21 protein-coding genes are annotated in these 24,274 nt (G+C 73.2%); 10 read left to right on the forward strand and 11 right to left on the reverse strand.

Annotated features, from left to right (window positions below; genetic code table 11):
- The first annotated feature begins 51 nt into the window (after window positions 1-51).
- Window positions 52-1,701, forward strand: a complete 1,650-nt coding sequence (locus tag RBL05_RS08795; RefSeq protein WP_308739825.1) for a serine hydrolase domain-containing protein — start codon at window positions 52-54, stop codon at window positions 1,699-1,701.
- 96 nt (window positions 1,702-1,797) lie between these two features.
- Here the strand turns inward: RBL05_RS08795 and RBL05_RS08800 are convergent, their stop codons facing one another.
- Window positions 1,798-3,180, reverse strand: coding sequence for a serine/threonine protein kinase (locus tag RBL05_RS08800; protein ID WP_308739824.1), 1,383 nt, complete (start codon window positions 3,178-3,180; stop codon window positions 1,798-1,800).
- A 106-nt stretch (window positions 3,181-3,286) separates the two neighbouring features.
- On the opposite strand from RBL05_RS08800, the gene RBL05_RS08805 reads away from it, so the two are divergent.
- Together RBL05_RS08805 and RBL05_RS08810 are read left to right on the forward strand one after the other, a co-directional pair.
- Window positions 3,287-3,574 carry a hypothetical protein gene (locus tag RBL05_RS08805; RefSeq protein ID WP_308739823.1) on the forward strand — a complete coding sequence of 96 codons (288 nt, stop codon included), beginning with the start codon at window positions 3,287-3,289 and terminating at the stop codon, window positions 3,572-3,574.
- Window positions 3,575-3,782: 208 nt separating this feature from the next.
- Window positions 3,783-5,090 (forward strand): alkaline phosphatase family protein, encoded by a 1,308-nt coding sequence (locus RBL05_RS08810; RefSeq protein WP_308739822.1) that lies wholly within the window; start codon window positions 3,783-3,785, stop codon window positions 5,088-5,090.
- A gap of 75 nt (window positions 5,091-5,165) precedes the next feature.
- Here the strand turns inward: RBL05_RS08810 and RBL05_RS08815 are convergent, their stop codons facing one another.
- From RBL05_RS08815 to RBL05_RS08825, 3 genes are all read right to left on the reverse strand, one after another.
- Window positions 5,166-5,735: a hypothetical protein gene (locus RBL05_RS08815; protein ID WP_318603565.1), complete on the reverse strand. Its 570-nt coding sequence runs from the start codon at window positions 5,733-5,735 to the stop codon at window positions 5,166-5,168.
- A gap of 112 nt (window positions 5,736-5,847) precedes the next feature.
- A complete protein-coding gene (locus RBL05_RS08820) occupies window positions 5,848-6,666 on the reverse strand; it encodes an alpha/beta hydrolase (protein WP_318603566.1) in 819 nt (272 codons plus the stop codon).
- A 91-nt stretch (window positions 6,667-6,757) separates the two neighbouring features.
- A complete protein-coding gene (locus RBL05_RS08825) occupies window positions 6,758-8,038 on the reverse strand; it encodes an MFS transporter (RefSeq protein ID WP_318603567.1) in 1,281 nt (426 codons plus the stop codon).
- Window positions 8,039-8,277: 239 nt separating this feature from the next.
- On the opposite strand from RBL05_RS08825, the gene RBL05_RS08830 reads away from it, so the two are divergent.
- From RBL05_RS08830 to RBL05_RS08850, 5 genes are all read left to right on the forward strand, one after another.
- Complete coding sequence (locus tag RBL05_RS08830) at window positions 8,278-10,221, forward strand: solute carrier family 23 protein (protein WP_308739818.1); 1,944 nt, start codon at window positions 8,278-8,280, stop codon at window positions 10,219-10,221.
- A gap of 503 nt (window positions 10,222-10,724) precedes the next feature.
- Window positions 10,725-11,918, forward strand: a complete 1,194-nt coding sequence (locus RBL05_RS08835; RefSeq protein WP_308739817.1) for a C2 family cysteine protease — start codon at window positions 10,725-10,727, stop codon at window positions 11,916-11,918.
- Between the two features lie 126 nt (window positions 11,919-12,044).
- Complete coding sequence (locus RBL05_RS08840) at window positions 12,045-12,344, forward strand: hypothetical protein (protein ID WP_308739816.1); 300 nt, start codon at window positions 12,045-12,047, stop codon at window positions 12,342-12,344.
- Between the two features lie 151 nt (window positions 12,345-12,495).
- On the forward strand, window positions 12,496-12,933 hold the full coding sequence (locus tag RBL05_RS08845) for an OsmC family peroxiredoxin (protein WP_308739815.1): 438 nt from the start codon (window positions 12,496-12,498) through the stop codon (window positions 12,931-12,933).
- Window positions 12,934-13,043: 110 nt separating this feature from the next.
- Entirely contained in the window at window positions 13,044-14,075 is a 1,032-nt protein-coding gene (locus RBL05_RS08850) for a hypothetical protein (protein WP_308739814.1), read from the forward strand.
- A 193-nt stretch (window positions 14,076-14,268) separates the two neighbouring features.
- On the opposite strand, the gene RBL05_RS08855 is transcribed toward RBL05_RS08850, so the two are convergent.
- Window positions 14,269-15,849 (reverse strand): cation acetate symporter, encoded by a 1,581-nt coding sequence (locus tag RBL05_RS08855; protein ID WP_308739813.1) that lies wholly within the window; start codon window positions 15,847-15,849, stop codon window positions 14,269-14,271.
- Window positions 15,849-16,076: a DUF485 domain-containing protein gene (locus tag RBL05_RS08860; RefSeq protein WP_412523759.1), complete on the reverse strand. Its 228-nt coding sequence runs from the start codon at window positions 16,074-16,076 to the stop codon at window positions 15,849-15,851. The genes RBL05_RS08855 and RBL05_RS08860 overlap by 1 nt, the downstream gene beginning before the upstream one ends.
- A 351-nt stretch (window positions 16,077-16,427) precedes the next feature.
- Here RBL05_RS08860 and RBL05_RS08865 point away from each other — a divergent pair, with 351 nt between their 5' ends.
- Window positions 16,428-17,633, forward strand: coding sequence for an XdhC family protein (locus tag RBL05_RS08865; protein WP_308739811.1), 1,206 nt, complete (start codon window positions 16,428-16,430; stop codon window positions 17,631-17,633).
- Window positions 17,634-17,637: 4 nt separating this feature from the next.
- Here RBL05_RS08865 and RBL05_RS08870 read toward each other — a convergent pair whose 3' ends face one another.
- The 5 genes from RBL05_RS08870 to dnaB all read right to left on the reverse strand — a co-directional run bounded on the left by RBL05_RS08870 (window position 17,638) and on the right by dnaB (window position 23,474).
- Complete coding sequence (locus tag RBL05_RS08870) at window positions 17,638-18,279, reverse strand: nucleotidyltransferase family protein (RefSeq protein ID WP_308739810.1); 642 nt, start codon at window positions 18,277-18,279, stop codon at window positions 17,638-17,640.
- Window positions 18,276-20,348 carry a xanthine dehydrogenase family protein molybdopterin-binding subunit gene (locus RBL05_RS08875; protein ID WP_308739809.1) on the reverse strand — a complete coding sequence of 691 codons (2,073 nt, stop codon included), beginning with the start codon at window positions 20,346-20,348 and terminating at the stop codon, window positions 18,276-18,278. Before RBL05_RS08875 ends, RBL05_RS08870 begins: the two co-directional genes overlap by 4 nt.
- Entirely contained in the window at window positions 20,341-21,372 is a 1,032-nt protein-coding gene (locus tag RBL05_RS08880) for an FAD binding domain-containing protein (RefSeq protein ID WP_308739808.1), read from the reverse strand. The genes RBL05_RS08875 and RBL05_RS08880 overlap by 8 nt, the downstream gene beginning before the upstream one ends.
- Window positions 21,369-21,908 (reverse strand): (2Fe-2S)-binding protein, encoded by a 540-nt coding sequence (locus RBL05_RS08885; RefSeq protein WP_308739807.1) that lies wholly within the window; start codon window positions 21,906-21,908, stop codon window positions 21,369-21,371. The genes RBL05_RS08880 and RBL05_RS08885 overlap by 4 nt, the downstream gene beginning before the upstream one ends.
- Before the next feature lie 189 nt (window positions 21,909-22,097).
- Window positions 22,098-23,474 (reverse strand): replicative DNA helicase, encoded by a 1,377-nt coding sequence (gene dnaB, locus RBL05_RS08890; RefSeq protein ID WP_010550821.1) that lies wholly within the window; start codon window positions 23,472-23,474, stop codon window positions 22,098-22,100.
- A gap of 309 nt (window positions 23,475-23,783) precedes the next feature.
- Here dnaB and RBL05_RS08895 point away from each other — a divergent pair, with 309 nt between their 5' ends.
- Window positions 23,784-24,248, forward strand: coding sequence for a DoxX family protein (locus RBL05_RS08895; protein WP_308739805.1), 465 nt, complete (start codon window positions 23,784-23,786; stop codon window positions 24,246-24,248).
- Window positions 24,249-24,274: the final 26 nt, after the last annotated feature.

The following is a 24,274-nucleotide window of genomic DNA, read 5'->3' on the forward strand; positions in this document are numbered from 1 at the left end:
CGGCAGCGCATCCGGTCGGCGCGGTCGCCGCGCAGCACTACAGTGGAATCCATGCCGTCCAGCGCCGAGAGCCCCCATCCCCACGTCCCCGCGGAGGCGGTCACCGCCATCGCCGCCCTCGCCGAGAACGCCGTCGCCGAGCACCGCACCTCGGGCGTGACCTGGGCGATCATCGGCGGCCACGCCCACGATCAGGCGATCCTCGCCCACGGCGCGGCCGGGCACCGCGAGCTCGCGGACGGCCGCCCGGCCCCCGGCTCCTCCCCGATGGACCGCGCGACCGTCTCCCGCATCGCCTCGATGACGAAGTCCTTCACCTCCGCGACGATCCTCGCCCTGCGCGACGAGGGCCGGCTGTCCCTGGATGACCCGATCTCCGCGCACGTGCCCGAGGCGGAGGGTGCCTTCGAGCTCGCGGACGACGACCGCGAGCCGACCCTGCGCCGTCTTCTGACGATGGACGCCGGGCTGATCACCGACAACCCCTGGGGCGACCGCCAGGAGGCGATGACCTGCGAGGAGTTCGCCGCCGTGCTCCGCGGCGGGCTCGGCCACGTGCATCGCCCCGGCGGCGGGTTCGAGTACTCCAACACCGGCTACGCGCTGCTGGGCCGGGTGATCGACGAGGTCACCGGCTCGGACTACGCGACCGAGATCCGTCGCCGCTTCCTGGACCCGCTCGGCCTCACGGCGAGCGGCTGGTCCGCCGGCGAGATCGACACCGACCGTCTCGCGACCGGGCACCGGCTCGCCGACCGCACCGACGCGACCCGCTTCGAGGCCGTGCCGCTGGACTCCCCCGGCGTGTACGGGGCGATGGCGGGGCTGTTCTCGAGCGTCGACGACGTGGCGACCTGGGTGCGCTTCCTCGCCGCCGCCGACGCCGAGGGCAGCGCCTCGCGCGGGGCGGGACCGCTCGCGACCGCCTCCCGCCGGGAGATGCAGCAGCTGCATCGCCATCAGGCGCTCGCGCCGCTCCCCGCCGGACAGGACGGGGTCTCCCCCGGCTTCGACCGGGTGCGCGGCTACGGCTTCGGGCTGGTGGTCGAGCACTTCCCGGACCTGGGCGAGGTGATCTCCCATTCCGGCGGCTACCCGGGCTACGGCTCGTTCATGGTCTGGCACCGCGACTCCGGCGTGGGCGTGGTGGCGCTGGCGAACTCGAAGTACGCCCCGGCCACTCCCCTGTCGATGCAGGCGCTGCGGATCCTGCAGCGCGAGGCGCCGGAGCTGCTGGCGCGTCGCGCGCCGGAGGCGGCGCCGCGCACCCTTGAGGCGGCCCGCGCGGCGCTGGACTGGCTGCGCACCGGCGAGGACGGCCTGGCCGACGACTGGTTCGCGGACAACATGGACCTGGACGTGCCGCGAGCGGAGCGACGCCGCCGACTGGAGAAGGCGCTGGTCGCGACCGGGCTCGACGCCTCGGCGCTCGAGGGGCTGCGGGTCCGGGACGCCCAGGTGCTGAGCAGGGCGCGGCTGCGCTGGACGGTGCCCGCCCGGAGCGGCGCGGGCTCGGCGGGCGGCGCGGGCTCGGCGGGGAGCGCGGGCGGCGGCGGGACGGCTGCCGGTGCTGCCGGGTCCGTCGGAGGTGCCGCGCCCGCCGGCGGCGCCGCGACGGCGCCGTCGGCGCTGCAGGTGGAGCTGCTCATGGACCCGCGGCGCGAGGGGCTCGTGCAGTCCCTGGACACCATCGCGCGCTGATCGGGGCGCGGGGCCGGTGGCCGGCCTCAGGGCGGGCTCCTGCGCTCCGTGTCGGGCCCTGCCGCTCCGAAGTAACGCCGAGTGCGAGTCCGGGTGTCAGTCCGCGGGATGCTCGCCGGCGGCGGGGAGATCCCCCGCAGCATCGACCGGGCGCTCGACCGACCCTTCGGCCGGGGACTCGACCTGGGCGATGACGGTCCCGTCGGCCGCCGGCCCCTCCGGCAGGGCGGTTGCGTTCCCGTCGAAGATCACCAGCAGCACGATCGCGACGATCACGCCGAGCACCAGCGCGGAGCCGGCGCCGAGCCCGATCGCGATCATGGTGCTGCGGTCGCGCGGCGGGCGTCCGCCCGTCGTGCCGCCGGTGGTCGTGGTGGTGCCGGCGAAGGTGTGGGGCGAGGTGCCCGGGCCGGGCTGGCCGGGGCGGGTGCCGGGACCGCCCGCGCCCTGTCCTCCCTGCCCCGGACCGGCCGCGGTCGCACCACCGGGTCGCTGCGCCCACTGCGGGCCCGTCTGCGGCGAGGCCGAGCCGACGGAGAAGCCCTGCTGGACCTGACCGGCGCGGATCGCCTCCATCGAGGAGGGCGCGACCTGGGCGGCGGGCCGCTCGGGACGGACCGCGCCCGGGGCGTTCGGCGGCAGCGGGTCCAGGGTGTCCTGGAAGGTCAGCGGCGCGCCGTCGGCGTGGGTGAGCGGGTAGCCGGGCGGCACGCGCGGGAGATCGCGGCGCACCGCGTCGGCGTCCTGGTAGCGGTCCTCGGGCTGGGCGGCGACCAGGCGGCGGATCACGGCGGAGAGCTTCGGGGTGACGCCGCGCAGCAGCTGGGTGAGCTCCTCGGGGCGGAAGGCGCCGTCGTGCAGCTTGATCGGCCCGTTCAGCGCGACCAGCGCGACCACGCCCGCGGCGTAGAGGTCGTGGGAGGGGGCCGGCTCCGCCATCGCGAACAGCTCCGGCGCCATGTAGCCGGGGGTGCCGTTGACCATGCCGACATGCGTGAAGCGCACGTCGGTCTCATGGACGGCGATCCCGAAGTCGGCCAGGCGCGAGACGGGGAACTGGCGCCCGCGGGGCTCGAACATGATGTTCGCGGGCTTCACGTCGCGGTGGATCCAACCCTCGGCGTGCACATGGGAGAGGCCGTCCAGCAGCTGGTCGAGGATCACCACGACGGCGGGCTCGGCGAGCTTGCCGCGGGTCTTGACCACCGACTCGAGCGTCCCACCCGAGACCAGCGGCATCGCGATCACGACGTGCTCGTCCTCGGCGCCCCAGCCGTAGGGGGTCAGCAGGTGCGGATGGTCGAAGCTGACGCCCTTCTCGCGCACGAAGCGCATGAGGTCGGCGGAATCGCGCTGACGCAGGACCTTCGCGGCGCACAGCTCCTGGGTCTTCGAGTCCCAGGCGCGCCACACGGACCCGGACCCGCCCTTGGCGATCAGGTCGATGAGCGCGAAGCGCCCGACAATAACGTCAGCCATGATTTTCCCAGCATAACCTCAGCGCTCGGACCGAGGTTATGCTGACCTGGATCCCTGCCGCCCGGGCGCGTGCCCGGCCCGACCGTCCCGATCTGAGGGGGTGCCCGTGGACGCGCTTCTCGCCGCACCGCCTCACGCAGCCCCGGCAGAAGGCTCGTTCTGGGACCCCGTCGCGGCGACCTGGCCGCTGATGGCGCTGCTCGGCGCGGGCTGCCTGCTGCTGACCATCGGCTTCGTGGTGTGGCTGGTGCTGCAGCCCGACGAGCCCGAGCAGGACACCACGCCGCTCGTGGACAGGGCCGTGGACCGCGACCGCGGCCGTGCCGCGCTGATCCGGCGCCGCCTCGACGCGGACTCCGGCCGCGCGGACGTCTCGGACCCCGAGCTGCGCTGATCTCCCTGGGCGACCTGCCCAGCGACCCCCGCGCGGCCTGCCCCACGGCGCCCGACATGGTCTGCCCCGCCGCACCTCGCACGACCTGCCGCACAGGTCGCCTCCTGTTCATCTCGCGGTGACCGCCTGCTCATCCACGCCCCGCACCGCGGCCAGACTGCGCCCCTAGGGTTCCCGTCACGGCGACGGACGACACTCGGGGGTGCACATGGATTCGGGGCGGACCCTGATGATCGCGGTCGACGGGCTCGACGAGCAGGACCTGGCCGACTGCGCGCGCTCCGAACACGGGTCGAGCAGTCCGCTGGCGGCGCTCGCGGCCGCCGCCTCGCCGCTGCGGATCCGGGCGGGCGGCCCCTCGGAGCCCGCCCCGGCGCTGGCGACCCTGGTCACCGGCACCACCGTCGCGCGCACCGGCGTCGCGACCGAGCAGCCCTTCGACCCCGAGCGGCCCGAGAGCCGCTCCACCTGGTACGCCGAGGCGATGGCGACGCCGAGCCTCTTCACCGCCGCGCGACAGGCCGGGCTGCGCACCGCCGCGCTGCAGTGGCCCGCGACGGCCGGCGGCGACATCGACCTGTGCCTGCCGCTGGTCGAGGACCTGCGCCGCTACCGCAACCGCTGGGACATGGCCGAGCGCACGAGCTCGCCGCGGATGGTCGCCGACCATCTCGCGCCGCGCCGCGAGATGGGCGTGCAGCTCTCCCAGGTCGTCCCCGACGAGCTCGTCTCCGAAATCGCCGTCGAGGCTTTGGCCCGCGACCGCATCGACCTGCTCGCCGTGCGGCTGAGCGGTCTGGGGATCGCGCGCCGCGCCGCCGGGCTCGACGCCCCCGCCGCGACGCGGGCGCTGCGCGAGGCGGCCGAGGAGATCGAGGCGATCCTCGGCGGCTTCTCCCCCGGCCCCGAGGACCGCGTGCTCCTGGTCCCGGGGCGCCGGCTGGTGCCCGCCGCGCTGCTCGTGCACCCCAATGCCGTGCTCGCCGCGGAGGGGCTCGTCCGCGCCGAGGGCACCCGCCTGAAGGACTTCCGCGTCCTGGTCTGGCCCGACGGGCCGCGCGGCGTGGTGCACGTGCGGCACGGCCAGGGGACGGCGGTGCGGGACCTCGCCCTCGAGGCCCTCACGGGGCTCGCCGCGCACTCGCGCCTGCAGCTGCGTCCGGTGGACGACGGGGTCGGCGCGACCGCCGAGACCGACGTGGTCGCGGTGCTCGAGGGCACCTCGGGCACGGTCTTCGGCCTCTCCGCCACCCATCGTCCGCTGGTCGAGGGCGATGACCCCTACTACGCGGGGCCGCGCGCGGTCAGCGACCCCTCCGCCCCGGCGGTCGCCCTGGCGCAGGGGCCCGGGCTGCCGCCGGCCGGGGTCGAGGGCTCCTGGGCGGATCTCGGCGTGACCCTAGCCGCGGCGATGGGGCTCACGCTGCCCGGGGCGACCGCCGCGGGGATGTGCCCGGGTCCCGGCGGGGAGGGGACCGGCACGCACGCCTCCGCCCCGCTCGTCGAGAGCAGCTGACGGGGAGCGTCAGGCCCCGGAGCGCCGGGCGCCTCGGTGCATCAGGCGCCCCAAACCGACAAGCATCCCGGGGCGTCAGGCGCGTCGGTGCACGAGGCTCGCGCGCATCCGGCCCAGCACGCGCCGCAGCGGGCTCGGCGCCGGCTCGGCGACACGGTCGCGCAGGTCGTCGAGCGCGGGCGCGTGGTGGTGGATGTGGAAGTCGCCGTCGTGCAGGGCGTCGGGGGCGGGATCGTCCTCCAGCTCGCCCGGGGAGACCTCGACCTGCAGCAACAGCCTCACCTCGCGGCGGCCGTCGCGGTCCAGCACCACCTCGAGCGAGTCGACCGCAGAGGTGAGCTCCTCGGCGATGTCGGCCCGCAGCTGGGCCAGGGCGCCGTCCAGGGCGGCGGAGGCGGCGGCATCGGCCCGCACCGCCTCCCGCACCGGGTAGGCGACGAGGTTCCCGCCGACGTCGAGGATCGCGTCGATGATCTCGTGGACGCCGACCTCGCGCCCTTCCTCGTGAAGGGCGAGCTGCTGGACGACCAGGCGCAGCGTCCCGGTCGCGGCATGCCCGACCACCGCATCGCGCACCCGCGCGACCGCCCGCGGGCTGCTGTCCCAAATCACGTACCGGCCGACCCCTTGGTCTGCTCCGCTCATGGCGAGAGGATAACCCCCTCTCCCGCGCGAAATTCTGAACAGCGTCATGTTTTGAGCGGGTGCCCTGGAGGCCGACGCGCACCGCCGGCCGGGCGGGTGCTGTCGCGGCAGGTCAGCGGGCGGCGCGCTCGTCGATGCCGAGGGCCGCGCGGACGGCGGCGATCTGGAAGCGTCGCGCCTCCTGCGCAACTGGACCGTCGGCCGCGACGGCGACCTGATGGCCGCCGCCGGGCAGCTCGAGGACCTCGTGCTCGGCGCCGGCCGCGGCGAGGGCGGCGATCAGGCGCCGGCCGTCGTGGACCAGCGGGTCGCGGTCCCCGCCGACGAGGTGCACGGGCGGCAGACCGGTGAGGTCCCCGAGCGCGGGGCTGAGCCGCGGCTCGGTGCGGGGCACGGCACCGGCGTAGAGGCGGGCGGCGACCTTCAGGCTCTCCTCCCCGTGGTCCTCGCGCGAGAGGTCCGACCAGGGCGACTCGAGCAGCAGCGCGGCAGGGGCGTCGACCCCGGTGGCGGCGAGGGTCTGCGCGACGGCGAGCGCGAGCCCCGCCCCGGCGCTGTCCCCGGAGAGCACCCAGCGACGCGGGCGCAGCACGGTCTCGCGCTGCATGTCGGCGAGCGCCCGCAGCACGTCGTCGACCGCGGCCGGGTATCGGTGGCGGGGGGCGAGGCGGTAGTGGATCATCGCCCCGGCGGTGCCTGCGCGGCGGGCGACCTCCTCGAGCCACTCCCAGGTCTGGCGGGACTCGCCCTGCACGTAGGCGCCGCCGTGCAGGTGCACGATCGTCGCGGTGCTCGCGAGCTCGGGATCGATCCAGGTCACGGGCACGTGGTCGTAACGCACACGGCGCACCCGCGAGGGGTCGGCGACGGAGCGAGGGGGCAGGGACGGCCGCTGCGAGGCCAGGATGCGCAGGGTGCGGACGAGGCTCATGGGGGCATCTTCCCACGGGATCCGCGGCGGCGAGTCGGAGCGCCCCGAGTTGCCGGGCGCACCGGCGGGCGGGTGGCCGGTCGGCCCTCGCTCAGCCGGCCAGCTCATCGTCGACGATCCGGGGCAGCCCGGCGCGGAAGCCCGCGATCGCGAGCAGCACGCCGGTGCCGGCGAGGAACCACAGCACCATCGCCGCGGAGCCGGTCGCGTCCAGGAGCATGCCCGCGAGGATCGGGCCGATCGCGGCGAGGAGATAGCCGACGGGCTGGGTCGCGCCGGAGAGGCGGGCGGTGATCTGCGGGGAGCGGGTGCGGGCGGGCAGCAGCGCGATCGCGGTGGGGAAGGCGAAGCTGCCGATCCCGAGCACGCACGCCCACAGCAGGGGGCTCACGGTCGGGCCGAGCAGCAGGCCGAGATAGCCGATGGTGGTCAGCGCGCCGAAGCTCGCTACGACGAAGCGCAGGCCGGGGGCGCGGGCGATGACCGTCGGCATCACGAGCCCGCCGACGAGGCCCCAGCCGGAGATCACGCCGACCAGCAGCCCGGCCCTGGCGGGGCTGATCCCGGCGTCGGCGAGGATCTGCGGGAGCATGCCGAACTGGGTGTAGGCGTTCAGCGACTGGAGCGCGAACACGAAGGTCAGCGCGATCGCGGTGGGCGAGCGCAGCAGGGAGGCGCGGGGCGCGCCGGCCCGGCCGGCGCTCGGCGGGGCGGGTGGGAAGTCGTGCCCGGTGCGGGTGAGGACCACGGCCCACACCACGATCGGCAGCGCCATCACCGCGCCCCAGAGCAGCAGGGAGCCGCGCCAGCCGTCGGCGGCGCCGCCCGCGAGCGGCACGGCGAGGGACGCCCCGGCGGAGCCGCCGATCGCGAGGACCACGCTGTACAGGGTCATCAGCCCCACGGTGCGGCGTCCGCCGTGCAGCTTGATCCACGCCGGCACCAGCACGTTCCCTAGCGCGGGCCCCATCAGGGCCAGCACGGACAGCGCCACGAACAGCCAGAACACCTCGGTGCCCGGCCGCAGCAGCAGCGCGACCCCGGAGAGCACGAAGGCGGCGACGATCGAGCCGGTCAGGCCCAGGCGGCGCGAGATCGGCACGGCGAGCAGGCCCAGGGCGCCGAAGGCGAGGCAGGGCAGGGCGGTGAGCAGGCCGGAGGCGGCCGGTCCCTGCCCGTAGGCGGCGACGATCGGCTCCATCAGCGGTCCGACGCCGGTCGCGCCGGGGCGCAGGTTCACCGCGATCGTCGCGACCGCGAGCACGGCGAGCACCGCACCGACGACCCGGCCGCCCCGGCCGACGTGGCCCTCGGGCGCGCAGGCCACGGAGGTCGCCGAGGTCGGGTCGTCGGACTGCTCGGGGGTGCTCACCCCTCCCTTGTACCCCTCCCCTCTGCGATCGGCCAGGGCGTCCCATCCGGTGCCATCGGTCTCACGTCGGCCCTCGCCGCGCCGGTCAGGGGCCCGATCGGCCCTCGGAAGGGCCGGTCGCGGGCCGAACGGGGAGGCCGCGGCCGCCCGCCCCGGCCTACGCTGGTGCGCGGCCCGGTGCGCCGGGCCCGCCCCCACCCCTGCGTCGGCCCCTCGCCCGACGGATCCCTAGGACGCCCATGACCTCCGCCGCCGCCCCCGCCCCGGACGCGACCGCCCCTCGCGCCGTGCACCCCGTCGACCAGGTGCCGCCGCCCGGCCGGCTCACCGTGCTCTCGATACAGCACGTGCTCGCCTTCTACGCGGGTGCCGTGATCGTGCCGCTGCTGATCGCCTCGGGCCTCGGCCTCACGCCCGAGCAGACGATCCATCTGATCAACGCGGACCTGTTCACCTGCGGCATCGCCACCCTGATCCAGTCCGTCGGCTTCTGGAAGGTGGGCGTGCGCCTGCCGATCATCCAGGGCGTGACCACCACCGCCGTCTCCCCGATCATCGCGATCGGCCTGGCGGCCACCGGCGGCGAGGGCGGTGCCGAGGGCCTGCCGATGATCTACGGCTCGATCATCGTCGCGGGCCTGTTCACCTTCCTGGTCGCGCCGTACTTCGCGAAGATCCTGCGGTTCTTCCCGCCGGTCGTGATCGGCACCGTGCTGACCACCATGGGCATCACGCTGCTGGGCGTCTCCGCCGGGGACATCACGAACTACGCCGAGGGCGTCCCCGCCACCCGCGACATCCTCTACGCACTCGGCACCCTCGCCGTGATCGTCCTGGTCCAGCGGTTCTTCCGCGGCTTCCTCGGCACGATCGCGGTGCTGCTGGGCCTGGTGATCGGCACCGCCGTGGCCGTGCTGCTCGGGGACACCTCCTTCAGCGGCGTCACGGAGGCCTCCGCCTTCGGGGTCACCACCCCCTTCTACTTCGGCATCCCCACCTTCTCGCTCACCGCGATCATCTCGATGATCATCGTCATGCTGATCACGATGGTGGAGACCACCGGCGACGTCTTCGCCGCCGGCGAGATCGTCGGCAAGCGCATCCGGCCCAGGAACATCTCCGAGGCGATCCGCGCCGACGGCCTGTCCACCCTGCTCGGCGGCGTGCTGAACTCCTTCCCCTACACCTGCTTCGCGCAGAACATCGGCCTGGTGCGCCTGACCCGCGTGAAGTCCCGCTGGGTCGTCGCGGGCGCCGGCGTGATCATGATCGTCCTCGGCGTGCTGCCGAAGGCCGGCGCGGTCGTCGCCGCGATCCCCTCCCCCGTGCTCGGCGGCGCCTCGCTCGCCCTGTTCGCCTCGGTCGCGCTGGTGGGAATCCAGACCCTGTCGCAGGTCGACCTCACCGACAACCGCAACTCCGTCATCGTCGGCACCTCGCTGGGCCTGGCGATGCTGGTGAGCTTCAAGCCCGACATCGCGGGCGTGTTCCCCTCCTGGGCGCAGGTGTTCGTCTCCTCCGGCGTGACCGTCGGCGCGCTCACCGCGATCGTGCTGAACATCCTGTTCTTCCACCTCGGCCGCCAGCGCGGCGCGAACGTCGCCACCGACGCCGCCGGCCGACGGATCGGCATCGAGGACGTGAACGCCATGGACCGCGACGCGTTCGTGGGCACGTTCGGCACCCTGTTCAACGGCGCGACCTGGCCGCTCGAGCGGGCCTGGGAGGCACGCCCCTTCGCCGACGCGCCCGCGCTGCGCGCTGCGATCGAGGACGCGGTGCTGACCGCCGAGCGCTCCGAGCAGGACACCCTGGTGCGCGCCTATCCGGACATGGCCACCCTGGTCACGGCCGACGAGGAGCAGGCCGGCAGCATCAGCCAGGACGTCGGCTCCCTCGCCCTGGACAGCCTCGCCGAGGAGGACGTGGAGGCGCTGCGCGACCTCTCCGCCCGCTACGAGGAGAGGTTCGGCCTGCCGTTCGTGGCGTACCTGGGCCGCACCGACTCCTTCCGCAAGATCCTCGAGGACGGGGTGCGGCGCCTCGCCCACTCCCCCGAGCACGAGCGGCGCGTGGCCCTGACCGAGGTCGCCGAGATCGCCGGGGACCGCTTCGGGATCATGGTCGCCGACGCGAACCCCATCGGCTCCGCCTGGGCGCGGAAGTTCGAGTCGCTGCAGTGAGGTGAGAGGGCGCTGCCCGGGCGCATCCGTGGAGAGCGGTGCATGGGCAGTCCTCCCCATGGACGAGCGCGACGCGGAGCGGGACACTCGATCTGGGAACGGGGGATCATGTTCTGTGGAGCAGACACTCGAGCGCTGGACGCCTTCGGCGCGCAGAGCAGACGGAGCGCAGGGGCACTCCGAGGTGCGGGGGAGAGGATCGACACCGCTGTGGGGTCGGCCATCTGGACCGGTCCCGATGCCGAGGTGTTCCGCAAGCAGTGGAGAGCCTTGGCAGACGACATCGACACCGCCTGTGCTGACCTGGAGAGTCACGGTTCGCTCGCTTCCCGCCACGCCGAGGAGCAGGACGCGGCGAGCTCGATCGACGGCGCTGAGGGGAACGGCGGCAAAGGGACCGTTGATGACGGGGACGAAGCCCAGGGCTCGGACGGCCGTTCACCGGTCCCGCCCCATGACACCCAGCAGGACCCCCTGTCGAACATCATGACGACATCGCGGAAGTGCTCACGGCCGAGGAGTACGAAGAGCTCTCCGACCTGCTGGACCAGGCCGGGGACGACAGCTTCCGCTGGAACCCGTTCGCGATGAGCCAGGGAGAGGCGGCCGACGAGCTCGCCGAACGATTGCGAGAGCTCTCGCCCGAGCAGCTCAGTGATTTCCTGAACCGCTCTTCGACTGCCGAACTCACCGCCTTCGCCGACGCGCTGCGCGCGCACGGCAGGGAGTGGCGGCTGTTCGGCAGCAGCGACGACTGGACCTACATCGAGACCTGGTCGGATGCACTGCGCGACGCAGACCCCAGGCTGCGGGACAAGATCCATGCCGCGTTCCCGGAGTCCCAGCCGGACACGACCACATACGTGGACGATGAGAACCGCGGAACGGTGCCCGAGGGCACACCCGCGTATGGGGACCCCGGTGATGCTCCGCTCCTGCCGTCAGAGGAGATCCAGCAGCAGATCCTCGACCAGTACCGACGAGAGCGCGCGGGCAACCCGGACGCGGAGGACGTCGAGTACGCGCCGTGGATGGACGTGAACCAGCAGGGATACGGGGACTGCTGGATGCTCGCGAATCTTCTAGCCGTGGTGCACGAAGACCCCTCCTGGCCGGCCGAGCACGTGGTCGACAACGGAGACGGGACCGTCACCGTGACTCTCTACGATCACGATGGGAATCCGCGGGAGGTGACGGTCACCGACGATCTCCCGATGCGGACGGACGGCACCTACCAGGGGGCCTACGCGGGTCCCGGAGGTGCCGGCTTCGGGGACGAGAGCTCCTCAGCACTGTGGGTCGCGTACGTGGAGAAGGCCATGGCGGCCGGGTTCCAGGACGACAGCGCCTACGATCCCGGCCAGTACGAGGCCATCGTCGGGGGCTGGGACCAGGCCGCCCCCTATTTCACGCCCGACGGCTCCGTCGATTCCGTGGACGTGCAGGACATCGCGGCGACGTACGACAGCGGCGGAGTGCCGGTGGCGGCGCTGACACCCGACGCGGACAGCGCCTCCGGCACGGCGAAGGACAACCCCGCCTACGTCACCAACCACGTATTCGTCCTCACCGACTCCTACACTGCGAACGCCACCACCTACTATGAGTTCTCGAACCCGCACGGCCCCGACAAGCCGCCGCTCGTCCTCACTCCGGAGGAGTTCGACGAGTACTTCAGCGGCGCCGGCACATACTGAGGAGAATCTGTGCGACGGCGTGACCTGGTGATCGCCCCGGTGCTCCTCGGACTCGCCGCGTGCGCCCCGGATGGCCCTGTCGCACCCGGAACAGATGAGCCCGTGGAGGATCCGGAGGAGGATTCGATGGCCTGCCCCGACACATACGACTACCAGCTCCGCGAGGGCGTAGAAGGACCGGACGGGGAGCCCGTGCCGAGGACCGACTCCGGCGGGCGGATCTCGCTCACCGCGAATGTCGTCGACCACTCAGCCCAACCTCCGGTCGCCAACATCGCGTGGCAGACCTCGCCGCCCAGCGATCTGCCGGGCGGGGACCGGGTCTTCATGGGCCAGCAGGTGGGCGACGTCCTCGAGATCGACGGCGTGCGCCTGGAGGTCACGGGGATCTGCGCGGGTCGGGTCACCCTCGACGACGCGGGCTGAGACGAGCACCTGCTGTCAGCTCTCCGCCACCGGCCCGCGGCGTCCGGCAACCACGGCTCGACAAGCCATCGACGTGGGCGCGGGTCCGGGCTAGCGTGGCTGGAGCGCCCCCGCAGGAGCGCGGGCGCGACCCTCGACCGAAGGAGTCACGATGCCCCGCACCGTCGTCAGCACCGCCTCGACCGCCTGGAACGGCGACCTGATCTCCGGCTCCGGCAGCACCACCCTGGAGACCTCGCAGCTCGGCACCATGGACCTCTCCTGGAAGGCCCGCTCGGAGGACGCCGAGCAGGGCACGACCTCCCCCGAGGAGCTGATCGGCGCCGCGCACAGCGCCTGCTACTCCATGCAGTTCTCCAACATGCTCGCCGAGAACGACACCCCGCCCACCTCGATGAAGACCTCCGCGAAGGTGTCCTTCAACGCGGGCGAGGGCGGCATCACCGGGATCGCCCTGACCGTCACCGCACAGGTGCCCGGCATCGAGGACGCCGACTTCCAGCGCCTGGCCGAGGAGGCCAAGCAGACCTGCCCCGTCTCCAAGGCGCTCGCGGGCGTGGAGATCACCCTCGAGGCCTCGCTCGGCTGAGCGAGACGGTCGCACCGCCAGCGGCCGCACCGGTCCGTCCCGTGCCAGCTGTCGGAATCGGTGCCGGTTCCGACAGCTGCCATGGGATGGCGGCCGGTACGGTCGACGTCATGGAACCGATCCCCCGCCACTGGGCCGCCGTCCGCGAGACGCACACCTTCCCCGGACAGGGCCCCTTCGCGCTGACGATCCACGGCTCCTCCGACGTCTCGGTCGAGGACGCCCGGCGCGATGCCCGCGAGCGCATGGACGCGCTCGTCGCCGCGGGCGGCCCCGAGCAGGAGCACGACTCGGGCCTGGAGTACTACCCGAGCCGCCGCCTGCCGGAGGAGCTGCTCGAGGAGGTCCATGGCGAGGACGGCACGCTGATCGCCGCGGTGACCCGCAACCGCTATGGCGCGGCCGTGCTGAACACCGATGCGCTGCTGATCTGCGACGTCGACCTTCCTCAGGAGGATGTCGGCCCGTCGCGGTCGAGGATCGGCCGGGCCGGGAAGCGGCCCGGGCTGCTCTCGCGACTCTTCGGCGGCGGCGCCAAGCACGACGCCGCGCGAGAGGACTCCCCGGGCGAGCCCGCACCCCGCGGAGCCGACGTCCCGACCGGCAGTGTCGGCGGGGCGGCCGACGGGGATCACGACGCGGCAGCTCTGCCCGACGAGCTCGGCGGACCGGGCTCCGGCGAGCGCGGCCGCGTCCACGCCGAGCTCCTGACCAGCATCCGCGATTTCGGGGCGCGGCATCCTGAGCTGGGCGTGCGCGCGTATCGCACCCGCCACGGCTTCCGTCTGCTGGTCTCCGGCGCGGATGCCCATCCTGCGAGCGAACAGGCCCGAGCGCTGATGGCGGAGGTGCGCAGCGATCCGCTGTACATGCTGCTGTGCCGGGTCCACGACACCTATCGCGCCCGCCTCACACCGAAGCCGTGGCGGGTGGACGTGGACCGCTTCGAGTCGCTCGGCACCCGCACCGCCACAGCCCCCGAGCATCAGGACTGGGTGCACCGCTACCGCGATGCCTCCGCGCAGGTCGCGGTGTGCCGCCTGCTCGAGGTGACCGGCCCTGCCCCGACGGCTGACGAGGAGCGGATCATCGACCTGCACGACCGGGCGACCCGCCCGGAGTCAGGGCTGCCCCTGGCCTGAGAGCTCGGTCTCGAGGTTCTCAGCGCCGGGCCGCCCCCGGCCATCCCATGTCAGCGGTCGGCATTGGAGCTCTTTCCGACAGCTGACATGGGATGGCGACCGGTGACCGAAGGGGACGAGCACCGCGCACGGCCCGGGCAAGGCACCGAGAGGGGTGCTCCGCCCGGGCCGTACGTCGGCCGGATCTCGAGGCTCAGTGCGGCTGGGTGGCCTTCTCCGCGCCGGCACCGGTCATGGAGCGGACCTCCATCTCGGCCTGCTTGAGCTCGTCGTGCTCCGAGGAGGTGACCGAGCCGAGCCAGCCGAGGAAGAAGCCCAGCGGCACCGAGATGATCGCCGGGTTGGTCAGCGGGAACCAGGCGAAGTCGGCCCCGGGGATCATCGCCGTCTCGGCGCCGGAGACCACCGGGGAGAAGGTGATCAGGATCAGCGCGCTGCCGAGTCCGCCGTAGATGCTCCACAGCGAGCCGCGGGTGTTGAACCGCTTCCAGTACAGCGAGTACAGGATCGAGGGCAGGTTCGCGCTGGCCGCGACCGCGAAGGCGAGCGAGACCAGGAAGGCGACGTTCTGCTCGGCGGCGAGGATGCCGCCGATGATCGAGACGCCGCCGATCACCACGGCGGTGCGCCGGGCGACCCGGACCTCCTGCGCCGAGGTGGCGCTGCCCTCCTTGATCACGCCGTTGTAGATGTCGTGCGCGAAGGAGGCGGTGATCGTCAGGCCCGCCACGACCGCGAGGATCGTCGCGAAGGCGACCGCGGAGATGATGCCCATCAGCACGGTGCCGCCGAGCGCGTAGGCGAGCGCCGGTGCGGCGGAGTTCGAGCCTCCGGGCAGGGTGCCGATCACGTCCACGCCCACCATGTACGCGGCGGCGAAGCCGAGCACCATGGTGCACAGGTAGAAGAAGCCGATCAGCCCGATCGCCCAGACCACGCTGCGACGGGCCTCCTTCGCCGTCGGCACGGTGTAGAAGCGCATCAGCACGTGCGGCAGGCCGGCGGCGCCGAAGACCAGCGCGATCGCGAGGGAGACGAAGCCGAGCTTGGTCGCGCCAGAGGAGCCGTACTGGTGCATCGGCTCGAGGATGGTGGCGCCGTCGGGATGCTCCGCGACGGCCCTGCCGAGCACCTCGGAGAGGTTGAAGCCGTTGAGCGCCAGGATCCACACCGTCGCGACGCCGACGGCGGTCACCAGCAGCACCGCCTTGATGATCTGCACCCAGGTGGTGCCCTTCATCCCGCCGATCAGCACGTAGGCGATCATCACGACGCCCACCACGGCGATCACGATCGACTGGCCCACTCGGCCCTCGATGCCGATCAGCAGCGAGACGAGCGCGCCGGCGCCCGCCATCTGGGCGAGCAGGTAGAAGAAGGTGACGGCGAGGGTGGAGGTCGCCGCGGCGGTGCGCACGGGGCGCTGGCGCATGCGGAAGCTCAGCACGTCGGCCATCGTGTACTTCGCGGTGTTGCGCAGCGGCTCGGCGACCAGCAGCAGCGCCACCAGCCAGGCGACGAGGAAGCCGACGGAGTACAGCAGCCCGTCGTAGCCGTAGAGCGCGACGGCGCCGACGATGCCGAGGAAGGAGGCGGCCGAGAGGTAGTCGCCGGCGATGGCGATGCCGTTCTGCCGGCCGGAGAACGCGCGGCCGCCGTGGTAGAAGTCGCCGGCGGTGACGTTCTGCTTGGAGACGCGGATGACCACGGCGAGGGTCACCACCACGAAGGCGAGGAAGATCGCGATGTTGAAGATCGGGTTGCCGAATTCCATCAGTGCTCCCCCTCCAGCTCATCGCGCAGCTTCTCCGCGATCGGGTCGAGGTTCCGGTTCGCGTGGCGGATGTACAGCCAGGTGATCAGGAATGTCATCAGGAACTGGCTGATGCCCAGCAGCAGGCCGAGGTTGAGGTTGCCCAGCACCGGGGTGGACATCAGGCCTTCGGCGTAGGTGGACAGCAGCACGTAGGCGAAGTACCAGACCAGGAACGCGACGGTCATCGGGATCGCGAAGCTGCGGAAGCTCGAGCGCAGCCGGCCGAACTCCTGGGACTTCTGGACGGCCTGGAACTACTCGGGGGTGGGGGAGGGCGCGGCGCCGGGATGCGACGCCGGGCCGCGGTCCGGCGAGGAGCCCGGCTAGGGCGGGGGGCCGGAGGCCGCAGAGGACGGGGTGGTCACGGACACAACTCCTTCGTTCTGTTCGTCGCCCCGGCCCGGGGAGCAGGACCGGCGCTCCCGGAAACCCTAGCAGGTGTGATCCCAGTCATAGGCAGAGTGTGCGTCGCCCCGCCGCCCGGCCGAGAGGTCGGGACCCTCGTGCTGGTCCGGGCCACCGCGTAGGGTGAGGAGGTGCTCGACATCCTGGACCGCGCCCGGGAGCGCCTCGCCCGGCCCTCCGATCCGGTCCCCTGCGCCGTGGCGACCATCGTCTCCGCCCAGGGCTCCGTGCCGCGGCCCGTGGGCACCTCGATGCTGGTGGGCGCCGATGGCGCACTGCACGGCTCGCTCTCCGGCGGCTGCGTCGAGGGAGCGGTGCTCGAGGCCTGCCGCGAGGCGCTCGAGACCGGGAGGAGCAGCGTCCGGAGCTTCGGGTTCAGCGAGGAGGACGCCTTCGCCGTCGGGCTGATGTGCGGGGGCTCGCTCGAGGTGCTGATCCAGCCGTTCGCTCCCCCGCCCCCGGAGACCCAGAGCCCCCTCGGCACGGTCGACGACCCCGCCCCCGCCGCCTACGTGACCCGGCTGCCGCACGCCGACGCACCTCGGACGGTCGCACCCGAGGGCGACGACGCACGGCGCCCGGCCCTATCCGAGGGCGAGGACGCCGACGGCCCGCGCGCTGTCCTGCTCGCGGGCGACGGGGCCGAGGAGGTCCGCAGCGCGCTCACGACCCTGCTCCCCCCGGAGGCGCTCGAGGCAGGGAGCGCCCAGGTCGCCGCCATGCTCCGCGAGGCTCGCACCGGCACCCTCCGCCTCCCTGCGGGCGCCTCGACGATCGACCTGTTCGTCGAGTCCCGAATCCGGCCCGCGCACCTGGTGGTGTGCGGGGCGAACGCCTTCGGGCAGGCGCTGGTGGAGGCGGCGCGGCCGCTCGGGCTGCGGATCACGCTGTGCGACCATCGGCCGGCGTTCACCGATCCCACGGCGTTCCCGGGGGCGGAGGTGGTGCGTGCCTGGCCGCACCGGTTCCTCGCCGCGGCCGCGGAACGCGGGGATCTCGATGCCCGCAGCATGGTCTGCGTGCTCACGCACGATCCGAAGGTCGACGTGCCGGTGCTCACCACCGCTCTGCGGCTGGACCTCGCCTACGTCGGTGCGATGGGATCCCGGCGCAGCGATCGCGATCGGCGCGCGGCGCTGCGGGAGGCCGGGGTGGGCGAGGAGGCGCTGTCGCGGCTGCGCTCCCCGATCGGCCTCGATGTGGGGGCGGGGAGCCCTGCGGAGGTCGCGATCGCGATCCTCGCGGAGATCCTGGCCGTGCGGGCCGAGCGCAGCACCGTCGAGCCGCTGCGCGACGGCAGCGGTCCGCTGCATGCGCGCACCGCTGCGAGCGGCTGAGAGGTCAGCCCCGCACGTCCAGCCGCCACAGGTCCTCGGGCAGGTCGAGGTCCGCACCGTCGTCGAGATCCGTGCAGTCCACGAGCTGCACGTGATCCCGTCGGGCGCGGAGCAGGTCGCGGGCGCCCACGTCCGCGTGCGCTGCCTCCGCGGCGGCGGCGGTCCAGGCGGCGTCGAACAGCACCGGATGGCCCCGTCGGAGCCCGCCGGAGGCCTCGCGGTGGGCGGCGGCGGTGATCCCTCCGGGGCGGTGGGCGGCCAGCACCCGGGCCACCTCCGCCGCGCACGTCCCGGGGCGGTCCACCGGCGTGACCAGCACGGCGCGGCCCGGTCCGATCGCGGCCAGGCCGGTGCGCAGGGAGGTCCCCATCCCCTCGCGCCAGCGCGGGTTCTGCTCCGTGCGCGCCCACGGCGACCCGTCCATGACGGCGCCCACCCGCTCGGCGCCCGCGCCGGTGACGACCACGACCTCGGCGCAGCCGCCCTCGTGCAGGGCGCGAGCGACGTGCTCCACCAGGGGGACGCCGCGCAGGAGCAGCAGCGCCTTGGGGCCGCAGCCCAGGCGCCTTCCGGCGCCCGCGGCGAGGATCAGGCCGACGGGAGGCGCGGCCGCCGGACGGGAGACGTCGAACGACGCGGCGCTCACCGTGCCAGGAGGTCGCTGCCGAACACGGGCAGGTCCCGCACCCTCACCCCGGTGGCGTGGTGGATGGCGTTGGCGATCGCCGCGGCGGCGCCGACGATGCCGATCTCGCCGATGCCGCGCGCGCCGAGCGGCCCGGCATGGGGGTCCTCCTCGTCCAGCCAGTGCGCCTCGAGGGAGCGGATGTCGGCGTTGACGGGCACGTGGTACTCGGCGAGGTCGTGGTTGACGACGTGTCCGAAGCGGGGGTCGAGCTCGCCCTTCTCGTGCAGCGCCATCCCCACCCCCATGGTCATCCCGCCGAGGAGCTGCGAGCGGGCGGTGCGGGGGTTGATGATCCGCCCGACGGAGAACACCCCGAGCATGCGGTCCAGACGGATCTCGCCGGTCTCCTCCTGGACGCGGACCTGGGCGAACTGAGCGCCATAGGAGTGCATGGCGAACTGCTTCTCGGCAGGGTTCTCCGCCGCCTCCCCGATCGCCTCGACGCCGTCGGCCGGGGCGCTGCCGTGCTCGCGGCGGAAGGCGTCCGCGGCGGCCAGCACGGCCGCGCTCCAGCTGGCGAGCCCGGTGGAGCCGCCGGCGACGGTCGCGTTCGGCAGCGCGGTGTCGCCGATCCGCAGCGCGATGCGGTCCGGGTCGACCTCGAGTGCGTCGGCGGCGACCTGGGTGAGAGCGGTCCAGGTGCCGGTGCCGAGGTCGGCGGCGCCGATGCCCACCTCGTAGACCCCCGCCTCGTGACGGATCCGGGCCTTCGAGCCGGGCTGCCGGGCGGCGGGGTAGGTCGCCGAGGCGACGCCGGTGCCGATCAGCCATCCGCCCTCCCGGCGGGCACGGGGCCGCGGGTCGCGGTCGGCCCAGCCGAAGCGGGCGGCGCCCTCGCGCAGGCAGTCGATCAGCCGGCGTCGGTTGAAGGGCATCCCGGTGTCGGGGTCACGCTCCGGCTCGTTGCGAACCCGCAGCTCGATCGGGTCCAGCCCGCAGGCCTCGGCGAGCTCGTCCATCATGATCTCCGGGCCCACCATCCCCGGTGCCTCGCCGGGGGCCCGCATCCAGGAGGGGACGGCGAAATCCAGCGGCAGCACGCGCTGGGTGATGCGACGGTGCTCGCCGGCGTACATCTGCCGAGAGGGCTTGATCGCCATCTCGGGGAACTCCTTGGTGTGCGAGGAGCTGGAGACCGCCTCGAGCCCGAAGGCGGTGATCGTGCCGTCGGCCCGGGCCCCGATCCGGAGGTGCTGGGAGGTGGCGGGCCGGTACCCGGTCAGCGCGAACATGTGCTGGCGGGTGACGGCGTGCTTCACCGCGCGGCCGGGCACGGCGTGCGCGGCCATCGCCGTGAGCATCATGTCCGCGTGGGGCAGGCCCTTGGAGCCGAAGCCGCCGCCGACGTGCGGGCTGATGATCCGCAGCTGCTCGGGGTCGATGCCCAGCATCGGGGCGAGGGTCTGCCTTGCGGGGTGCACGCCCTGGGTGGAGGTCCACAGCGTGAGCTGCTCGCCGTCCCAGCGGGCGATGGTGGTGTGCGGCTCCATCGGGTTGTTGTGCTCGAAGGGGGTGGAGTACCGCTGGTCCACCACGATCTCCGCGGCGGCGAGCGCGGCCTCGAGGTCACCGGTGTCGATGTCGTCACCGCCGCCCTCGGGTTCGCGCACAGCGGGGTGGTCCGGGCGGAAGACGGCATCGTGCGGTGCGGCCTCGGTGGTGACCACGACGAGGTCGGCGGCCTGGCGGGCCGCCTCCGGGGTCTCGGCGAGGACGGCGCCGAGGTACTGGCCGCGGAAGCCGATCCGGTCGTCCTGGAGGATTGCGAGCTCGCCGTCGTCGGTGTCGGCGAGCCGGAGGGCGTTCTCGTGGGTGATCACGCGCACCACTCCGTCGAGCGCGAGCGCGGCTGTGGCGTCGATGGCGGTGACGCGGCCGAGCGCGATCGTCGAGCACAGAGGGAAGAGATGGAGCGGATCCTCGACCGGGTGCTCGTAGGCGTAGGGGGCGAGGCCGCGCACCTTGTCGGGCCCGTCCAGACGCATCCGCGGGGTGCCGATCGAGGAGGCGCGCAGGAGGTCACTCATCACGGGGCTCCTCGTTCTCCTCGCCCAGGCCGGCGAGCTCGGCGAGCACGCTCACCATCACGCCCTGGGCCATCGTCACCTTGAACTCGTTGCCCTCCGCAGGACGGGCCTGCTCGAGCTCGGCCGCCGCGGCCCGGCGGAAGCTCTCGCGGGTGGCGGGGGCGCCGGCGAGGAGCTGCTCGGCGCGGCGCGCGCGCCAGGGGGCGTGGGCGACGCCTCCGAGGGCGATCCTCGCGGAGAGGATCGTGGGCCGCGCGCCGTCCGGGTCGAGCTCGAGCACCGCGGCGACCGAGACCAGGGCGAAGGCGTAGGAGGCGCGGTCGCGGATCTTGCGATACGTGGAACGGGTGCGGGCTGCGCGGTCCGGCGGGGGCAGCTCGACGGCGGTGATCAGGTCGCCGTGCTCGAGGACAGTGTCGCGCTCGGGCTCGTCCCCCGGAAGGCGGTGCAGCGCGGTGAGAGGCAGGCGCTTCTCGCCGTCGTTGCCCAGCACCACCACGGTCGCGTCCAGGGCGGCGAGCGCGACCGCCATGTCGGAGGGGTGGGTGGCGATGCACGCGTCGGAGGCGCCGAGGATCGCGTGGTAGCGGGTGTAGCCCCCGAGCGCCGAGCAGCCGCTGCCCGGGGCGCGCTTGTTGCAGGGGGTGGTGGGGTCCTGGAAGTAGACGCAGCGGGTGCGCTGCAGCAGGTTCCCGCCGGTGGTGGCGGCGTTGCGCAGCTGGCCCGAGGCGCCGGAGAGGAGGGCGCGGGAGAGCATCGGGTGGTCGCGGCGCACGCGCGGATCGGCGGCGAGATCGCTGTTGCGGACCATGGCGCCGACGCGCAGGCCGCCGTCCGGCAGCTCCTCGATGTCCGCGAGGTCGAGCCGGCCGAGGTCGACCAGCAGATCGGGGGCGGTGATCCCGAGCTTGAGGTGGTCGACGAGGTTGGTGCCGCCGGCGAGGTAGGTCGCGCCGGGCCGTTCGGCGACCGCGGCGACGGCGCCGGCGGGGTCGTCCGCGCGTGCATAGTCGAAGGGTCTCATCGGTCCGTCCCCTCGCTCGCGGTGCTTGCCCCGGCCGCCTGCTGGACGGCGGCGACGATGTTGACGTAGGCGCCGCAGCGGCACAGGTTTCCGCTCATCCGCTCGCGGATCTCGTCCTCGGTGAGCTCGATCGGGTGGTCGTGGCCGTGGTCGTCGGTGACCACGCTGGGGTGCCCGTCGGCCGCCTCGCGGAGCACGCCGGTCGCGGAGCAGATCTGCCCGGGGGTGCAGTAGCCGCACTGGAAGGCGTCCTGCTCGAGGAAGGCGGTGTGCAGGGCGGAGAGCTCGCCGTCGGGGGCGAGGCCGTTCGAGGTGAGCACCTCCGCTCCGTCGAGGGACACGGCCAGCAGCAGGCAGGAGTTCAGCCGCCGCCCGTCGACCAGCACGGTGCAGGCACCGCACTGGCCGTGGTCGCAGCCCTTCTTCGGGGACATGTTCCCCAGGTGGTCCCGCAGCGCGTCGAGCAGGGTGGTGCGCGGGTCGACGGTCAGGTCATGCGGCTGACCATCGATGACGAGGTGCACTGGATGGCCCATCGGGCGCCTCCGGATCAGGTCGGGGTTCCACCGTACCGGCCGACCGAGGGCTCGGCCACCGGTTCCACCGGACACCGACCGATCGTTCGCCTGAGCCGAGGGGCACGATCTCCGCAGTGGCAGGACCGGCGCGGCCGCGTTCGCAGCGCCGCGGTCCCGTCGTCGCTGCGACACCGTCGGCGCCGCGGGTCAGCCGCTGAAGCCGCCGGAGTGCGCCATGTCCTTGAACCGCGAGTAGTGGCCCTCGAAGGCGACGGGGATCGTCTTGGTCGCGCCGTTACGGTGCTTGGCCACGATCAGGTCCGCCTCGCCGGCGCGGGCGGACTCCTTCTCGTAGTAGTCCTCGCGGTGGATCAGGAGGATGACGTCGGCGTCCTGCTCGATCGACCCGGACTCTCGCAGGTCCGACATCATCGGGGTCTTGTCGGTGCGCTGCTCGCTGCCTCGGTTCAGCTGCGAGATCGCGATGACGGGGCAGTCGATCTCCTTGGCCAGCAGCTTCAGGGCTCGGGAGAACTCCGAGACCTCCTGCTGACGGGACTCGACCTTCTTGCCCGAGCTCATCAGCTGCAGGTAGTCGATGACCACGAGACGGAGGTCGTGCTTCTGCTTCAGGCGGCGGCACTTGGCGCGGATCTCCATCAGCGACATGTTCGCGGAGTCGTCCATGAACAGCGGCGCATCGGCGATCCGGCTCATGGCGCGGGCCATGGACTGCCAGTCCCGGTCGTCCATCGAGCCGTCGCGCATGCGGTTCATCGGCACCTGCGACTCGGCCGAGAGCAGACGCATCGTGATCTCGGTCTTGTCCATCTCCAGGGAGAAGATGACCGAGGTCTGGCCGTTGTGGATCGAGGCGGAGCGCAGCACGTCCATGCCGAGGGTCGTCTTGCCCATGGCGGGGCGGCCCGCGAAGATGATCATCTGCCCGCCGTGGAGGCCCTGGGTGAGCTCGTCGAGCTCGGCGAAGCCGGTGGGCACGCCGGTGACCTGGCCGCCGCGGTTCTGGGTCGCCTCGATCGCGTTGAGGGTCTCGTCGATCACTTCGCCCAGCGGCAGGAAGTCGTCGCTCTGGCCGCGCTCGGTGACCGCGTAGATCTGGGCCTGCGCCTCGTTGATGACCTCGTCGACCTCGCCGCCGTCGGCCGCGTAGCCGAGCTGGACGATGCGGGTGCCGGCCTCGACGAGGCGTCGCAGCTGGGCGCGCTCGACCACGATCTCGGCGTAGTAGCCGGCGTTCGCGGCGGTGGGGACCATGTCGATGAGGTCCGCGAGATAGGCGCCACCGCCCACGCGCTGCAGCTCGCCGCGCTTGGAGAGCTCGTCGGAGACGGTGACCAGGTCCGCGGGCTCGCCGCGGCCGTACAGGTCGATGATCGCCTCGTAGATCATCTCGTGCGCGGGGCGGTAGAAGTCGTTGCCGCGCACGGTCTCGACGACGTCGGCGATCGCGTCCTTGGACAGCATCATGCCGCCCAGCACGCCGCGCTCGGCGGCGAGGTCCTGGGGCGGGGTGCGCTCCAGCGCGCGGTCGGATCCGGCTTCGAAGGCTTCGGTGGATGTCACCGAGCCAGTCTAGGAAGTCCGACGGACGGACGGGACGTGATCCTTCCGTCGGTGGAGAGGTCGGTGCTGGGGAGGAGAGGTCGCACGGGCCGACGCCTCCGGCCCGGCAGACGAGCCGTCGCGGCCGACGGCGCCGAGCGGTCGACAGCGCCGAGCGGCCCACGGCACAGCGCAGCCCACGGCACAGCGCAGCCCGAGCCGTCGGCGGGCCGGATGAGGCGCATCCCTCACCCATTCACTCAAACCTTGAAGTCAATGTTTCTCCTCCTCTACGTTCGCCGGGCACTCTCCCCCGACGGAAGGACCCTCATGGCCGCCTCGTCCCGCACCGGAATGGCCTCTGACCTCGGCCTGCTCGTGGCCCGCATCCTGCTCGGCGCGATCTTCGCCGCGCACGGCTACCAGAAGCTCGTCACCTTCGGCCTCGCCGGAGCGACCGAGAGCTTCCGCGGCATGGGGGTGCCGGCCCCCGAGATCGCCGCTCCCGTCGTCGCGATCGTCGAGCTCGTCGGCGGCGTCGCGCTGATCGCCGGCGCCTTCACCGGCATCGTCGGCCTGCTGCTCGCGATCGACATGCTCGTCGCCGCGCTCCTGGTGCACCTTCCCCAGGGCGTCTTCATCGACGCCGGCGGCTGGGAGCTGGTCGGCGCGCTCGGCGCCGGTGCGCTCGCGATCGCCGCGGTCGGGGCGGGGCGCTTCTCGCTCGACGCTCTGCTGCGCGGCCGACGCGGCTCCCGCAGCCGCGCCTCCTCCGCCGCCGCCGCGGCGGCCTGACCCGGGAGGGTCCCGCTCCGGCGTCT

Origin of the sequence: Brachybacterium sp. GU-2 (assembly GCF_030866705.2) — a bacterium.
Taxonomy (GTDB): Bacteria; Actinomycetota; Actinomycetes; order Actinomycetales; family Dermabacteraceae; genus Brachybacterium; species Brachybacterium conglomeratum.

Excerpts from the sequence above, each read along its gene's own strand:
- RBL05_RS08795 (WP_308739825.1), top strand. The coding sequence starts at position 52 with ATGCCGTCCAGCGCCGAGAGCCCCCATCCCCACGTCCCCGCGGAGGCG.
- RBL05_RS08800 (WP_308739824.1), bottom strand. The coding sequence starts at position 3,180 with ATGGCTGACGTTATTGTCGGGCGCTTCGCGCTCATCGACCTGATCGCC.
- RBL05_RS08810 (WP_308739822.1), top strand. The coding sequence starts at position 3,783 with ATGGATTCGGGGCGGACCCTGATGATCGCGGTCGACGGGCTCGACGAG.
- RBL05_RS08815 (WP_318603565.1), bottom strand. The coding sequence starts at position 5,735 with ATGAGCGGAGCAGACCAAGGGGTCGGCCGGTACGTGATTTGGGACAGC.
- RBL05_RS08820 (WP_318603566.1), bottom strand. The coding sequence starts at position 6,666 with ATGAGCCTCGTCCGCACCCTGCGCATCCTGGCCTCGCAGCGGCCGTCC.
- RBL05_RS08830 (WP_308739818.1), top strand. The coding sequence starts at position 8,278 with ATGACCTCCGCCGCCGCCCCCGCCCCGGACGCGACCGCCCCTCGCGCC.
- RBL05_RS08840 (WP_308739816.1), top strand. The coding sequence starts at position 12,045 with ATGGCCTGCCCCGACACATACGACTACCAGCTCCGCGAGGGCGTAGAA.
- RBL05_RS08845 (WP_308739815.1), top strand. The coding sequence starts at position 12,496 with ATGCCCCGCACCGTCGTCAGCACCGCCTCGACCGCCTGGAACGGCGAC.
- RBL05_RS08850 (WP_308739814.1), top strand. The coding sequence starts at position 13,044 with ATGGAACCGATCCCCCGCCACTGGGCCGCCGTCCGCGAGACGCACACC.
- RBL05_RS08855 (WP_308739813.1), bottom strand. The coding sequence starts at position 15,849 with ATGGAATTCGGCAACCCGATCTTCAACATCGCGATCTTCCTCGCCTTC.
- RBL05_RS08860 (WP_412523759.1), bottom strand. The coding sequence starts at position 16,076 with ATGACCGTCGCGTTCCTGGTCTGGTACTTCGCCTACGTGCTGCTGTCC.
- RBL05_RS08875 (WP_308739809.1), bottom strand. The coding sequence starts at position 20,348 with ATGAGTGACCTCCTGCGCGCCTCCTCGATCGGCACCCCGCGGATGCGT.
- RBL05_RS08880 (WP_308739808.1), bottom strand. The coding sequence starts at position 21,372 with ATGAGACCCTTCGACTATGCACGCGCGGACGACCCCGCCGGCGCCGTC.
- RBL05_RS08885 (WP_308739807.1), bottom strand. The coding sequence starts at position 21,908 with ATGGGCCATCCAGTGCACCTCGTCATCGATGGTCAGCCGCATGACCTG.
- RBL05_RS08895 (WP_308739805.1), top strand. The coding sequence starts at position 23,784 with ATGGCCGCCTCGTCCCGCACCGGAATGGCCTCTGACCTCGGCCTGCTC.